The organism is Blautia sp. Marseille-P3201T (assembly GCF_900120295.1).
GTDB lineage: Bacteria > Bacillota > Clostridia > Lachnospirales > Lachnospiraceae > Blautia.
The window spans coordinates 229,167-244,057 of sequence record NZ_LT635468.1 but is presented as its reverse complement, the minus strand read 5'-3'; the positions used below and the strand labels follow the sequence as shown (position 1 = coordinate 244,057).

The following is a 14,891-nucleotide window of genomic DNA, read 5'->3' as shown; positions in this document are numbered from 1 at the left end:
CAGTGAATTTTACTCATTTACATGTACATACAGAGTACAGTCTTTTAGACGGTTCAAATAAGATAAATGAATATGTAGCCAGAGTAAAAGAACTGGGAATGAACAGTGCGGCCATAACAGACCATGGAGTCATGTTTGGCTGCATTGATTTTTATAGGGCAGCAAAAGCAGCGGGAATTAAACCGATTTTGGGCTGTGAGGTATATGTTGCCCCCGGTTCTCGCTTTGACAGGGAAATAGGACAGGCAGAGGACAGATATTACCATCTGGTTCTTCTGGCTGAGAATAATCATGGATATGAAAACCTTATGAAAATTGTGTCAAAAGCTTTTGTGGATGGTTTTTATTATAAGCCGCGAGTGGATATGGAGCTTTTACAGGAGTATCATGAAGGAATTATTGCATTAAGCGCTTGCCTTGCAGGAGAAGTTGCAAAAAACATTACAAGAGGCATGTACGAAGAAGCGAAAAGCGCTGCTCTGCGATATGAGGAAATTTTCGGAAAGGGAAACTTTTTTCTGGAACTTCAGGACCACGGAATTCCCCAGCAGCAAAGAGTTAATCAGCAGCTTTTGAGAATGAGTCAGGAAACGGGCATTGGGCTGGTTGCCACCAATGATGTGCATTACACATACGACACAGATGCGGAAGCCCATGATATTCTGTTGTGCGTACAGACCAGAAAGCTTTTAAGTGATGAAAACCGTATGCGCTATGAAGGGGGACAATATTATGTGAAATCCCCGGAGGAAATGGCAGAGTTGTTTCCTTATATTCCTGAGGCGCTGGAAAATACCCAGAAAATTGCAGACCGTTGTGAAGTGGAGATTGAGTTTGGGGTGACAAAGCTGCCGAAATTTGATGTGCCTGCGCCTTATACTTCATGGGAATACTTAAATAAGCTGTGTTATGACGGTTTGAAGGAGCGATATACCGGAGACTTAACAGAATTGGAAAAACGTCTGGAATATGAGCTGGGCGTTATTAAAACCATGGGTTATGTGGATTATTTCCTGATTGTGTGGGATTTTATTCGATTTGCAAGAGATCATGACATTATGGTAGGACCGGGGCGTGGTTCTGCGGCAGGAAGCCTTGTTTCCTATACTTTGGGAATTACCAAGTTAGACCCTATTAAGTATAACCTTCTCTTTGAGCGTTTTTTAAATCCGGAACGTGTTTCCATGCCGGATATTGACGTGGATTTCTGTTTTGAAAGAAGACAGGAAGTTATTGATTATGTGGTGGAAAAATATGGAAAAGACAGGGTGGTTCAAATTGTTACCTTTGGTACTATGGCAGCACGAGGCGTAATACGTGATGTTGGAAGAGTTATGGATCTGCCTTATGCGCAGTGTGATGCCATTGCCAAGATGATACCGGAGGAATTAAATATCACCATCGATAAAGCTTTAAAAATGAACCCGGAATTGAAAAATTTGTATACTACGGATGAAACGGTGAAAAAGCTTATTGATATGAGCCGCCGTCTGGAAGGTTTGCCTCGTCATACTTCCATGCACGCAGCAGGGGTGGTAATCAGTCAGAAATCCGTAGACGAATATGTTCCCCTTGCAAGGGCTTCAGACGGTTCTATTGTTACACAGTTTACCATGACCACTTTAGAAGAGCTGGGGCTTCTGAAAATGGACTTTTTGGGACTTCGTACTCTTACAGTTATTCAAAAGGCAGTGAAGCTGATTGAGAAAAACAAAGGGATTTCTCTTGACATGGACCATGTGGATTACAATGATAAAGCGGTCTACGATATGCTGGGAGCAGGTAAGACAGAGGGCGTTTTCCAGCTGGAAAGTGCAGGAATGACAAGCTTTATGAAGGAATTGAAGCCGGAGAGTCTGGAGGACGTTATTGCGGGAATATCGCTGTATCGTCCCGGTCCAATGGACTTTATTCCTCAATATATAGAAGGAAAGAATAATCCTGACAGCATTCATTTCCTTTGTCCGCAGCTGGAGCCGATTTTGAGCGCCACTTATGGCTGTATTGTGTATCAGGAGCAGGTTATGCAGATTGTGCGTTCCTTAGGCGGATATACTTTGGGACGAAGCGATTTGGTGCGCCGTGCCATGAGTAAGAAAAAGGCTGCGGTAATGGAAAAGGAGCGTCAAAATTTCGTTTACGGAAATGAAGAAGAAGGTGTTCCCGGCTGTATTAACAGAGGGATTTCAGAAGAAGTTGCAAATAAAATCTATGAGCAGATGATGGATTTTGCCAAGTATGCCTTTAATAAATCCCATGCGGCAGCTTATGCAGTAGTGGCATATCAGACTGCGTATTTGAAGTGTCATTTTCCTGTGGAATTTATGGCGGCATTGATGACTTCTGTCATTGATAATCCGCCGAAAGTTGCGGGGTATATTTTATCCAGCCGTAAAATGGGGATTGATATTCTGCCGCCTGATATTAACAAAGGTGACAGTACCTTTTCCGTGGATGGAGGAGGGATACGTTATGGCCTTTCTGCCATTAAAAGCATTGGAAAGCCGGTAATTGAAGCGATTGTGGCGGAGAGAAACCAGCGGGGAAGTTTTACAAGTCTTAGAGATTTTATTGAGAGAATGACGGGAAAGGATGTCAACAAGAAGGCAATTGAAAACTTTATTAAAGCAGGAGCTTTTGATGAACTTCCCGGAAACCGCCGTCAGAAAATGATGGTGTATGCTCAGATTTTGGACTCTGTAGTGCAGGAAAAGAAAAATATGATGGCCGGACAGATGAGTTTGTTTGATTTAGTGCCTGAGGAAGAAAAAACAGCCTATGAAATTCGTATGCCGGATGTGGAGGAATATCCGAAAGAGGCAAAACTGGCATTTGAAAAGGAAGTACTGGGAATTTATATCAGCGGTCATCCACTGGAAGAGTATGAAACCTGCTGGAGAAAGAATATATCAGCAGTAACTACGGATTTTCTTCCGGATGAGGAAAATGGACAGCCTAAGGTGCGAGACGGACAGCAGGTGATTGTAGGTGGAATGATTACGGAAAAGACCATTAAGTATACAAAAACGAATAAAGTGATGGCATTTCTTACATTAGAAGATTTACTGGGGACCGTGGAGGTTGTGATTTTCCCTCGTGATTATGAAAAAAATGTGAAACTCATGGAAATTGATGAAAAAGTATTTATCAAGGGACGAGTTTCTGTTGAGGAGGAAAAAGCAAGCAAGATAATCTGTGAAAGGATTTATTCTTTTGAAGATGTTCCAAGAGAATTGTGGCTGCAGTTTGAAACAAAGGAAAGTTTTCTTTCCCGCGAAGAGGAGCTGTATGAAGACTTAAAAGAAGCAGATGGAAAGGACAGTGTAGTGATTTATATTAAGTCACCAAAAGCAATAAAAAGGATGGGGGCATCCAAGAGTATCTGCATTAGTCGGGACTTATTGGCCAGACTGTACGAAAAGTATGGAAAAGACAATGTAAAAGTTGTCGAAAAGAGTATTGAAAAACAGTAGAAAATAGATTAGAATAAAAAACGATTAAATGTACAAAATAAGAAACAAGGGTCTGCCAACAGTATGGAGGAAGAAAATGACTACAAATAAAGAAATTAAAACAATTGGTGTATTAACAAGCGGCGGAGATGCGCCGGGAATGAATGCTGCAATTCGTGCAGTAGTCAGAAGAGGCTTAAGCCGTGGTATTAATATGAAGGGAATTTTAAAAGGTTACAGCGGTCTGATGAATGAAGAAATCATTGACATGACTGCCGTAGACGTTTCAGATACAATTCAAAAAGGTGGTACAATCCTGTATACTGCCCGTTGTACAGAAATGCGTACACCGGAAGGACAGAAGAGAGCTGCCGAGGTATGTAAAAAACACGGCATTGACGGGCTGGTAGTTATCGGTGGTGACGGTTCTTTTGCCGGTGCACAGAAGCTGGCTAATCTGGGAATTAACGCAGTAGGCGTTCCGGGAACAATTGACCTTGATATCGCTTGTACAGAGTATACAATCGGTTTTGATACAGCGGTAAATACAGCTATGGAAGCCATTGATAAGGTACGTGATACTTCTACTTCTCATGAACGTGTAAGTATTATTGAGGTAATGGGAAGAAATGCAGGATATCTTGCTTTATGGTGCGGTATTGCCAATGGTGCAGAGGATATTTTGCTTCCTGAAAAGTATGATTTTGATGAACAGAAAATCATTAATAATATTATTGATAATCGTAAAAAAGGTAAAAAACATCATATTATCATTAATGCAGAAGGTATCGGACATTCCGAAGCTATGGCAAAACGTATTGAAGCTGCAACCGGTATTGAAACAAGAGCAACTATTTTAGGTCACATGCAGCGTGGCGGTACACCAACATGTAAGGATAGAGTTTATGCATCTATCATGGGTGCAAAAGCCGTAGATATTCTTCTGGAAGGAAAATCTAAGAGAGTTATCTGCTACAGAGACGGTGAGTACATTGATATGGATATCAATGAAGCTCTGGCAATGAAGAAAGGTATCTCCGAATACCAGTACGAGATAAGCTATTCCCTGTCTCATAATTACAGCAAGAATAACGAGTAAGAAAATGATTACAAGTGCGTCAAATGTACAGATAAAGAAAGTACAGCAGATATTGAAGAAAGCAAAGGTACGCAGGGAAGAACAGGTTTTTGCGGTTGAGGGAATTAAGATGTTCAGTGAAGTACCAAAATCCCGTCTGCAAAAGGTGTATTTATCCCAGTCTTTTGCCCGGAAGGAGGAATGTGAAAAAATCCTTCTGGAGAAAGGCATTAGTATAGAAGAAACAGAATATGTGGAGCTTGTGGACGATAAGATTTTTAAAAATTTATCCGATACCGTAACACCTCAGGGAGTGCTTTGTCTGGTGAAAATGGAGAATTATACTCTTTCTGAAATTTTAAGCGGAGAAGAAAATCCCCTGCTGATGATTTTAGAAGATTTACAGGACCCGGGAAATCTGGGGACAATTTTACGAACCGGAGAAGGGGCAGGAGTGACAGGCGTAATTATGAGCAGAACCTCCGTAGATGTGTTTAATCCGAAGGTTATCCGTTCCACTATGGGCTCTGTTTACAGGATGCCGATTATTTATGTAAATTCCATTGAGGAGGAAGTGCTTCCTCTTTTAAAAGAAAAGGGAATTACGACTTATGCTGCTCATTTAAAAGGAAGAAATGATTACGATGAGGAGTGTTATACGAAAGGCACAGCATTTCTTATTGGAAATGAAGGAAACGGTCTTACCGAGCAGCTCACAGAGAGCGCAGATACCCTGATTAAAATTCCAATGCAGGGAAAAGTGGAGTCCTTAAATGCTGCTATGGCATCGGGAATTTTGATGTACGAGGCATACAGGCAGCGCCGTAAAAATTGAATATAAAATTTGAAAAGTGGTGAATATTCTATATATTTGCCACTTTTTTCTATTTTTCTCTCCGAAATACTGTAAAATGTTACAAAAAATACCCGGTTGACAAAGAAACGTAACCTTGTTAGAATAAGTTTGTAACAAAACTTAATAAATCTGTAATAAATGTTAAAAAAAGAAACAGACTTATCAGGAGGTTATTTTAATGAGAAGAAAATTCATGAAACTTTTAACTTGTGTGGGAACTGTTGGTGCTATGACTGTTGCAATGGCAGTACCGGCATTGGCAGATACAACAGATAAAGAAACTTTTGACTGGTCAGATAAAGCAGCAGCGAATGTGACTACATACGCAAACATTCGTAAGGGCTCTGACATCAGCACAGAGAGAGTCGGAAAGCTTCCGGCAGGAGCTGTGGTGACTGTGGTAGGTGAAGAAAACGGATGGGTTCAGGTTTCTTCCGGTGAGATTGAAGGATATATCAGAGAGGACTTGTTAGTATCCGGAGAGGAAGCGCAGCAGTTATTTGAGTCCGTGCACGGCGATGGGGAGATTACAGGTGCACAGCCGTTAGACGCCGTAGTTGAGACGGCAGCAATTTCAAATCAGACAACATCTGTATCTCAGGCAGATTTAGATTTGATGGCTGCAATTATTGAATGTGAAGCAGGCGGGGAGTCTTATGAAGGAAAAGTTGGTGTAGGAGCGGTAATTATGAACCGTATCCGCAGCAGCAAATTCCCAAATACATTATCTGAAGTTATTTACCAGAAAGGTCAGTTTACACCGGCTGCGTCAGGTAAGCTTGCATCTGTATTAAGCAGAGGTGCAAGTCAGGCATGTTATGATGCTGCAAGAGATGTGTTTGCAGGAGCAAATACTATTGGAGACCGTTTATTCTTCCATGCAGGAGGTGGCAGAGGTCTGACTATCGGTAATCAGACATTTTATTAAAAGAGAAGACTGACTATTATTTTGAAAAGCTCTGAAGACAGTGAAAAGCTGCCTTTAGAGCTTTATTTGTGCACAAAAAACAATAAAATACAAGAAAAAAACGTTGCTATTTTCAGAAAACTAGAATATAATGAGAGGACAAATCAGTAGAAACTTTACTGATGCAGAGAATTTATAGTGAAGAAGGTGGGGTTATGGACGCAGGAATGATATCAATTGTATGGCTCGTAGTTCTGGCAATTCTTCTTGTAATTGAGTTTTTGACTCTGGGACTTACAACTGTCTGGTTTGCAGGAGGCGCATTGATTGCTTTTCTGGTTTCGCTGGCAGGAGGTCCGTTGTGGCTGCAGCTTTTGCTGTTCATTGTGATTTCTGTAGTACTTTTGCTGTTTACAAGGCCGCTGGCTGTAAAATATCTGAATAAAGATGTACAGAAAACGAATGTAGACAGTATCCCGGGAGAAAAGGGAATTGTAACGGCAACCATTGACAACTTAAAGGCAGAAGGACAGGTTACAATTAAGGGGATGGAATGGAGCGCAAGAGCGAAAGACGGCAATGTTATTGAAAAAGGAAAGGTTGTAAGAGTTACATCTGTAGAAGGCGTAAAGCTTATTGTAGAGGAGGATATGTAATATGATGTGGTTATTTATTATTTTGTTGGTAATTATTTTAATTATTGCAGCATCTTGCATTAAGATTGTACCTCAGTCACAGGCATATATTTTAGAACGTCTCGGTGTCTATAAGGCAACCTGGGGAAGTGGTGTTCATTTTAAAGTGCCTTTTCTTGAAAGAGTTGCAAAACGTGTGAACTTGAAAGAACAGGTTGTAGATTTTGCTCCACAGCCGGTTATTACAAAAGATAATGTTACTATGAGAATTGATACTGTTGTATTCTTCCAGATTACAGACCCAAGATTATTTACTTATGGAATTGACAATCCGATTATGGCGATTGAAAATCTGACGGCCACCACACTTCGTAATATTATCGGTGATATGGAACTGGATGCTACACTGACTTCCAGAGAGATTATCAATACAAAAATGAGAGCGTCTCTTGATGATGCTACTGACCCGTGGGGTATTAAGGTAACCCGTGTAGAATTGAAAAATATCATTCCTCCGGCAGCTATTCAGGAAGCTATGGAGAAACAGATGAAGGCAGAGCGTGAACGCCGTGAAGCAATTCTGAAAGCAGAAGGTGAGAAGAAATCTACAATTCTTGTGGCAGAAGGTAAAAAAGAGTCTGCAATTCTGGATGCAGAGGCTGAAAAGCAGGCTGCAATTTTGAGAGCGGAAGCTGAGAAGGAAAAGATGATTAAAGAGGCAGAAGGTCAGGCAGAAGCTATTTTGAAAGTGCAGCAGGCAAAGGCAGATGGTATTCGATTTATCAAAGATGCAGGTGCAGACCAGAGCGTTCTTACTTTGAAGAGTCTGGAGGCATTTGCACAGGCAGCAGACGGAAAAGCTACTAAGATTATTATTCCGTCAGAAATTCAGGGAATTGCAGGACTTGCATCATCCTTAGTAGAAATTGCTACAAATAAAAAAGAAAATTAAGTGTAATAAAGGGGGCTGCTTGCAAATGCAACGCTCCCTTTCTGTATAGAAATGAGAGGTAGAGTATGAAACCAGTAATTGATACTACAAAAGAGTATGGACTGGTACTTGAGGGAGGCGGCGCAAAAGGCGCATATCAGATAGGCGCATGGAAAGCATTAAAAGAGGCAGGTATTCGTATAAAAGGAATTGCGGGAACCAGCGTAGGGGCATTAAACGGAGCTTTAATCTGTATGGGAGATTTGGAAAAGGCAGAAAGCCTGTGGGAGAATATTTCTTATTCCCAGATTATGTCGGTAGATGATAAAGTCATGGAAGACATTTTTAAACAGAAGAAAATCAGCCGTGATGCTTTGAAGGATATGATGGACTATATTTCTGCCGGCGGCGTGGACATTACTCCCCTAAAAGAGCTGATTGCAGAATGTGTGGATGAAGAAAAAATTCAAAATTCTCCTATGGATTTGTATATTCACACCTTCAGCGTAGATGAAATGAGAGACTTAAATGTAGATTTAAAGGGAATTGAACCGGAGCTTATTAAGGACTTTTTATTGGCAAGCTCTTATATTTTTCCTATTTTTAAAAGTGAGAAGCTCCACGGAAAGACCTATATTGACGGTGGGGCTATTAACAATGTTCCCATAGATACTTTGATTGAGAAGGAGTATAAGGATATTCTTGTAGTACGGATTTTTGGCATTGGGAGAGAAAAAAAGGTCAAAATTCCGGAAGATACTACGATTTACACCATTGCTCCTACGGTAAGCTTGGGAAGTATTTTGGATTTTAACCCTAAAAGAAGCAAAATACATCTAAAACGTGGATATTTTGATACCATGCGTGTGATTTACGGACTTGCGGGGAAAATATATTATATTGATGAACAGGAAAAAGAATGTTATTATTTAAGGCAGTTGACAGAACTAAGTCAGGATATTTATGTATATCTGGCAGATGTATATAAATTGGAGCTGCAGGAAAGCAGAGCAGTTCGAAATCTGACAGAAATTATTTTGCCGGTAATCGCAGAGGAGATGAAGCTTTCGAAAGAATGGAGTTACAGAGAACTGTATCTTTCTATCTTAGAGGCAACGGCAAAGATATGCAGAATTCAAAAGTATAAAATTTATACTTTGCAGGAGCTGCAGGATAAGGTAAGAGAGAAACTGCCGTCTCTTGAGGGCGAAGAGTTACCTGCCTTTGTGCAGATTATTTCAAAAGAAAAACTTTTATAGAAGCGGAGGATTACTGTAATGGATTTAAAAGGGCGTCATTTTTTAACATTGAAGGATTTTACCAAGGAAGAAATCGAGTATCTTGTTGACTTATCTGCGGAATTAAAAAGAAAGAAAAAGCAGGGAATTCCCGTGGATACATTAAAAGGAAAAAATGTTGCGCTGATTTTTGAAAAAACCAGCACCAGAACAAGAAGCTCTTTTGAGGTGGCAGCACATGATTTGGGAATGGGCAGCACATATTTAGACCCGAAAAGCTCTCAGATTGGAAAAAAGGAGAGTATTAAAGACACTGCAAGAGTTTTAGGACGTGTTTACGATGGAATTGAGTATCGTGGATTTGGACAGGAAAAAGTAGAGGAGCTGGCAAAATATGCAGGTGTTCCCGTATGGAACGGACTTACAAACGAATATCACCCTACACAGATGCTGGCAGATTTACTCACTATTCGTGAGCATTTAGGCAGAGTTGAGGGAGTGAAATTGGTTTATATGGGAGACGCCCGCTATAATATGGGAAATTCTCTGATGATTTTATGCGCAAAAATGGGAATGCACTTCGTTGCCTGTGCTCCAAAGAAGTATTTTCCAAATGATGCACTGGTAGAGGAGTGTAAAGGATTTGCAGAGAAATCAGGAGGAACCATTACTTTAACAGAAAATGTCATGGAGGGTACAAAAGGCGCAGACGTTATCTATACGGATGTATGGGTTTCCATGGGAGAGCCGGAAGAAGTATGGGAGGAGCGTATTAAAGAGCTGACACCATACAAGGTTACTATGGATGTTATGAGAAATGCGGGAGAGCAGGCAATTTTCCTTCATTGCTTACCTGCATTCCATGATTTGCAGACAGATATCGGCAGAGAAATGAATGAAAAATTTGGAATTGAAGACATGGAAGTTACCGATGAAGTTTTTGAAAGCGAGCAGTCTGTTGTATTTGATGAAGCAGAAAACAGAATGCACACCATCAAAGCAGTTATGGCGGCTACTTTAGGGGCAGAAGGCTGTTAAAATGGAGAAAATATTTTGGAAAGAAAGTGTGGACTCTACCCTGACATGGGCAAAAGAGGAAGCAAAAAAGAGTGTTGGAAAAGAGCTGGATGGAGCTTTATTTGTAGCAAATGAGCAGACGGCGGGAAAAGGAAGACTGGGGAGAGTGTGGACTTCTGTCCCCGGTGAAAATATCTATATGACACTTTTGCTGATGCAGCCTGAGGTGAGAGCAGAAAACGCCTCATCCCTAACGCTGGTAATGGGATTGTCTGTGGCAGAAGCTGTTGAAGAAATGGCAGGAATAGATGCAGGAATTAAGTGGCCAAATGATATTGTTCTTTCCAAGAAGAAAATCTGTGGTATTTTAACGGAAATGCAGATGAAAGAACAGAAGCCGGATTTTATTATGATTGGTGTAGGTATCAATGTCAATCAAAAGGAATTTCAGGAAGAGCTTAGAAATAAGGCAACTTCTGTTTTTCTGGAAACAGGAAAGGAAATGTCAAGAGAAGAGCTGGTAACGAAGGTTACAGCATGCTTTTGGAAGAATTATGAGCTGTTTTTGAAAACACAGAATTTAAAGGCATTGAAGGAAGAATATGAAAAACGGCTTTTGAATAAAAATCAGCAGGTGAGGATTTTGGAAAAAGGCACAGAAACCATTGGTACAGCAAGGGGAATTACCGATACAGGAGAGCTCCTTGTAGAGGATTTACAGGGAAAGGTGAGAAAGGTTTTTTCCGGCGAGGTTTCTGTCAGGGGATTATATAGTTATGTATAAAGGAGATAAGCATGTACAAGGATAAAGTAGTTTTGTGCGGTGCAAGTGCATACGAGCAGAAGTATTATTTTAATGATGATTTTGCATCACTTCCTCAGTCTATACAGGATGAGCTGCACATTATGTGCGTATTGTATACAGAGGAAATCGGAGGAGTCCTCACTTTGGAATTTGATGAAGACGGAAGCCTGCAGTTTCAGGTAGAGGCGCTGGAAGCAGATGCTATGTTTGATGAAATCGGCAGTGTACTGCGTATTAAAGATTTACGCCAGAAGAAAAAAGAGCTTTTAGAGTCTTTGGAATTATATTATAAAGTATTCTTTCTGGGACAAGAGGTAGAAGATGAAGCTTAAAATCGGAAATGTGACGCTGGAAAATAATTTAATATTGGCGCCTATGGCAGGGGTAACGGACCTGCCATTTCGTTTGCTTTGCAAGGAGCAGGGAGCAGGGCTTATCTGCACGGAGATGGTAAGCGCAAAAGCCATTCATTTTAAAAATAAGAATACGGAAAGTCTGATGGAGATTGATGAGAGAGAACGTCCTGTTTCTTTACAGCTTTTTGGCTCGGAGCCGGATTTGATGGCAGAAATTGCCAAGCAGATTGAACATAGAAATTTTGATATTCTGGATATCAACATGGGATGTCCTGTTCCAAAAGTGGTGAATAACGGAGAAGGCTCGGCTCTTATGAAAAATCCAAAGCTGGTGCATGAGATTGTGTATAAGGTGTCGAGGGCAATTAAAAAACCCCTTACTGTGAAAATCCGTAAAGGCTTCACAGAAGACAGTGTAAATGCAGTAGAAATTGCAAAGATTTTGGAAGATGCAGGAGCAACAGCCGTTGCCGTACATGGAAGAACAAGAGAGCAGTATTATTCCGGACAGGCGGATTGGGATATTATCCGTCAGGTGAAGGAGGCGGTGTCTATTCCGATTATTGGAAACGGGGATGTGACTTCTCCTGAAAAAGCGGAAAAGCTGGTAAAGGAAACAGGCTGTGACGGCATTATGCTTGGCCGTGCCGTGCAGGGAAATCCGTGGCTGTTTTCAGAAATTTTATATTATCAGGAAACAGGAAAGATGAAACCAAAACCTTCTATGGAGGAGATTAAGAAAATGATGCTCCGCCATGCAAGACTTCAGTTAGAATATAAGGGAGCTTATACGGGAATGAGGGAAATGCGTAAGCATGTGGCATGGTACACTTCGGGTATGCCTCATTCTGCATCGGTAAGAAGAATGGTGAATGAAGTAGAGTCTTATGAGCAACTGGAAGAGCTGGTGAATAGATTGTAAAAAAACTATAAATATTAGATTATGAGGAGTAATAAGCTTGACATCCGCATATCTATTATTTATAATATTATGACTGTTAAGAAGTGATATTTGTATGGACGAGCCTTCTGGGTTCGTTTTCCATTATAAATATATTGAGAAAGGGTGTAGAATTAAAATGGAAGAAAAGAAAACATTACTTACGTATGCGGGACTGACAAAACTGGAAGAAGAATTACACGATTTAAAAGTAAACAAAAGAAAAGAAGTGGCAGAGAAGATTAAGGAAGCCAGAGAACAGGGCGACTTGTCTGAAAATGCAGAATATGATGCAGCAAAAGATGAGCAGAGAGATATCGAAGCCAGAATTGAAGAAATTGAAAAAATCCTGAAAAATGCAGAAGTTGTTGTAGAGGATGAAGTAGATTTAGATAAAATCAGCGTAGGCTGTAAAGTAAAAGTTTATGATGTTGAGTTTGAAGAAGAAATGGAATTTAAAATTGTAGGTTCAACAGAAGCTAACAGTTTGGAAGGCAAAATTTCCAATGAGTCACCGGTTGGAAAAGCTCTTATCGGAGCAAGAAAAGGTGATACAGTATCCGTTGAAATGCCTGCAGGTGTAATGGAATACAAAATTCTCGAAATCGAGAGAAATATTTAAAGATAAGGAGAGTGTACAAGGTGGCAGAACAGCAGAAGAAAGCACAGGAACAGGATTTAAACCAGTTATTAAAGGTGCGCCGTGAGAAATTGACTGAGTTACAGGAAAATGGCAAAGACCCATTTCAGATTACAAAATATGATGTAACTCATCACAGCATGGAAGTGAAGGATGCCTTTGAAGAATTAGAGGGAAAGAGTGTATCTCTTGCAGGACGTATGATGTCTAAACGTGTTATGGGAAAAGCTTCTTTCTGCAGCATTCAGGACTTACAGGGTTCTATTCAGTCTTATGTTGCAAGAGATAATATCGGCGAAGATCATTATAAAGATTTCAAAAAGATGGATATCGGTGATATTGTAGGCATCAAAGGTGAAGTGTTTAAGACAAAAACAGGAGAAATCTCTATTCATGCCACAGAAGTAACACTGTTATCTAAGAGCTTAAAACCGCTTCCGGAGAAATTCCACGGTCTGACAAATACAGATTTACGTTACCGTCAGAGATATGTGGATCTGATTATGAATGCAGATGTAAAGGATACCTTTATTAAGCGTTCTAAAATCATTGCAAGTATCCGTAATTACTTGAATGGACAGGGATTTTTAGAAGTGGAAACACCTATGCTGGTTGCAAATGCCGGTGGTGCGGCAGCCCGTCCTTTTGAAACACATTTTAATGCATTGGATGAAGATTTCAAACTTCGTATTTCTCTTGAACTTTACCTGAAACGTCTGATTGTAGGCGGTATGGAAAGAGTATACGAAATCGGACGTGTATTCCGTAACGAAGGTCTTGATACAAGACATAATCCGGAATTTACACTGATGGAATTATATCAGGCATATACAGACTACCACGGTATGATGGACTTAACAGAGAACCTGTATCGTCATGTGGCACAGGAAGTTCTGGGAACTACAAAAATTGTATACAATGGTATTGAAATGGATTTAGGAAAACCATTTGAACGTATTACAATGGTAGATGCTGTTAAGAAATATGCAGGCGTGGACTTTGATGAAATTCACACATTAGAAGAAGCAAGAGCAGCAGCAAGAGAGCATCATGTAGAGTTTGAAGAACGTCATAAAAAAGGTGATATTTTATCTCTGTTCTTTGAAGCTTTTGCAGAAGAACATTTAATTCAGCCTACATTTGTTATGGACCATCCGATTGAAATTTCTCCATTAACAAAGAAGAAACCGGAAAATCCGGAATACACAGAACGTTTTGAATTCTTTATGAATGGTTGGGAAATGGCAAATGCTTATTCTGAGCTGAATGACCCAATCGACCAGAGAGAACGTTTTAAAGCACAGGAAGAACTTCTGGCACAGGGTGATGAAGAAGCAAACACAACAGATGAAGACTTTATGAATGCTTTGGAAATCGGTATGGCGCCTACAGGTGGTATCGGATTTGGTATCGACAGAATGGTAATGCTGTTGACAGACAGCGCTGCTATCCGTGACGTTTTACTGTTCCCGACAATGAAGAGCATGGGAGCCGCAAAGAATGAAGCTAACAATGCTGCACAGTCTGCTCCGGCAAAATCTGTTGCAACATTTACCGCTACATCTGACATGGCAGAAAAGATTGATTTCTCTAATGTAGAAGTAGAACCATTATTCGAAGACATGGTTGATTTCGATACATTTAGCAAGTCAGATTTCCGTGCTGTAAAGGTAAAAGAATGTGAAGCAGTTCCAAAATCTAAGAAGCTTTTGAAGTTCGTATTAGACGATGGAAGTGGCGTAGAACGTGTGATTTTAAGCGGAATTCACGATTATTATGAGCCGGAAGAACTGGTTGGAAAGACATTGCTTGCAATCACAAACCTTCCACCACGTAAGATGATGGGAATTGATTCTTGCGGTATGATCATCTCCGCTACACACCTTGTAGAAGGAAGAGAAGGATTGAATGTTCTGATCCTGGATGATCACATTCCGGCAGGAGCAAAATTGTACTAAGTGAGTAAAAATACTTCACAATTTGACAACAAAAATTTTCTTTGACAACAATTTGACAACAAATTTGTATTCCAACAT

13 protein-coding genes are annotated in these 14,891 nt (G+C 40.3%); all 13 read left to right on the top strand.

Annotated features, from left to right (window positions below; genetic code table 11):
• Positions 1–2: 2 nt before the first annotated feature.
• The 13 genes from BQ7352_RS04140 to lysS all read left to right on the top strand — a co-directional run bounded on the left by BQ7352_RS04140 (position 3) and on the right by lysS (position 14,813).
• Complete coding sequence (locus tag BQ7352_RS04140; RefSeq protein WP_072447206.1) at positions 3–3,473, top strand: DNA polymerase III subunit alpha; 3,471 nt, start codon at positions 3–5, stop codon at positions 3,471–3,473.
• 76 nt (positions 3,474–3,549) lie between these two features.
• Positions 3,550–4,551: a 6-phosphofructokinase gene (gene pfkA / locus BQ7352_RS04135; RefSeq protein WP_072447204.1), complete on the top strand. Its 1,002-nt coding sequence runs from the start codon at positions 3,550–3,552 to the stop codon at positions 4,549–4,551.
• A gap of 4 nt (positions 4,552–4,555) precedes the next feature.
• Positions 4,556–5,365, top strand: coding sequence for a TrmH family RNA methyltransferase (locus tag BQ7352_RS04130; RefSeq protein ID WP_003022080.1), 810 nt, complete (start codon positions 4,556–4,558; stop codon positions 5,363–5,365).
• A gap of 199 nt (positions 5,366–5,564) precedes the next feature.
• Positions 5,565–6,314, top strand: coding sequence for a cell wall hydrolase (locus BQ7352_RS04125; RefSeq protein ID WP_072447203.1), 750 nt, complete (start codon positions 5,565–5,567; stop codon positions 6,312–6,314).
• Between the two features lie 194 nt (positions 6,315–6,508).
• Complete coding sequence (locus BQ7352_RS04120) at positions 6,509–6,949, top strand: NfeD family protein (RefSeq protein ID WP_242948517.1); 441 nt, start codon at positions 6,509–6,511, stop codon at positions 6,947–6,949.
• A gap of 1 nt (position 6,950) precedes the next feature.
• Positions 6,951–7,880, top strand: coding sequence for an SPFH domain-containing protein (locus BQ7352_RS04115; protein WP_072447200.1), 930 nt, complete (start codon positions 6,951–6,953; stop codon positions 7,878–7,880).
• 65 nt (positions 7,881–7,945) lie between these two features.
• The gene (locus BQ7352_RS14740) at positions 7,946–9,118 is read left to right on the top strand and encodes a patatin-like phospholipase family protein (RefSeq protein ID WP_072447198.1); all 1,173 of its coding nucleotides are present in this window, start codon (positions 7,946–7,948) and stop codon (positions 9,116–9,118) included.
• Between the two features lie 18 nt (positions 9,119–9,136).
• Entirely contained in the window at positions 9,137–10,135 is a 999-nt protein-coding gene (gene argF, locus BQ7352_RS14735) for an ornithine carbamoyltransferase (protein ID WP_003022096.1), read from the top strand.
• A gap of 1 nt (position 10,136) precedes the next feature.
• Positions 10,137–10,898 (top strand): biotin--[acetyl-CoA-carboxylase] ligase, encoded by a 762-nt coding sequence (locus BQ7352_RS04100; RefSeq protein ID WP_003022098.1) that lies wholly within the window; start codon positions 10,137–10,139, stop codon positions 10,896–10,898.
• Between the two features lie 11 nt (positions 10,899–10,909).
• Positions 10,910–11,251 (top strand): DUF6145 family protein, encoded by a 342-nt coding sequence (locus BQ7352_RS04095; RefSeq protein ID WP_003022100.1) that lies wholly within the window; start codon positions 10,910–10,912, stop codon positions 11,249–11,251.
• Positions 11,241–12,197, top strand: coding sequence for a tRNA dihydrouridine synthase DusB (gene dusB, locus BQ7352_RS04090; protein WP_072447196.1), 957 nt, complete (start codon positions 11,241–11,243; stop codon positions 12,195–12,197). Before BQ7352_RS04095 ends, dusB begins: the two co-directional genes overlap by 11 nt.
• Positions 12,198–12,354: 157 nt before the next feature.
• Positions 12,355–12,837 (top strand): transcription elongation factor GreA, encoded by a 483-nt coding sequence (gene greA, locus BQ7352_RS04085; RefSeq protein ID WP_072447497.1) that lies wholly within the window; start codon positions 12,355–12,357, stop codon positions 12,835–12,837.
• Between the two features lie 20 nt (positions 12,838–12,857).
• A complete protein-coding gene (gene lysS / locus BQ7352_RS04080; protein ID WP_072447193.1) occupies positions 12,858–14,813 on the top strand; it encodes a lysine--tRNA ligase in 1,956 nt (651 codons plus the stop codon).
• Positions 14,814–14,891 lie beyond the last annotated feature (78 nt).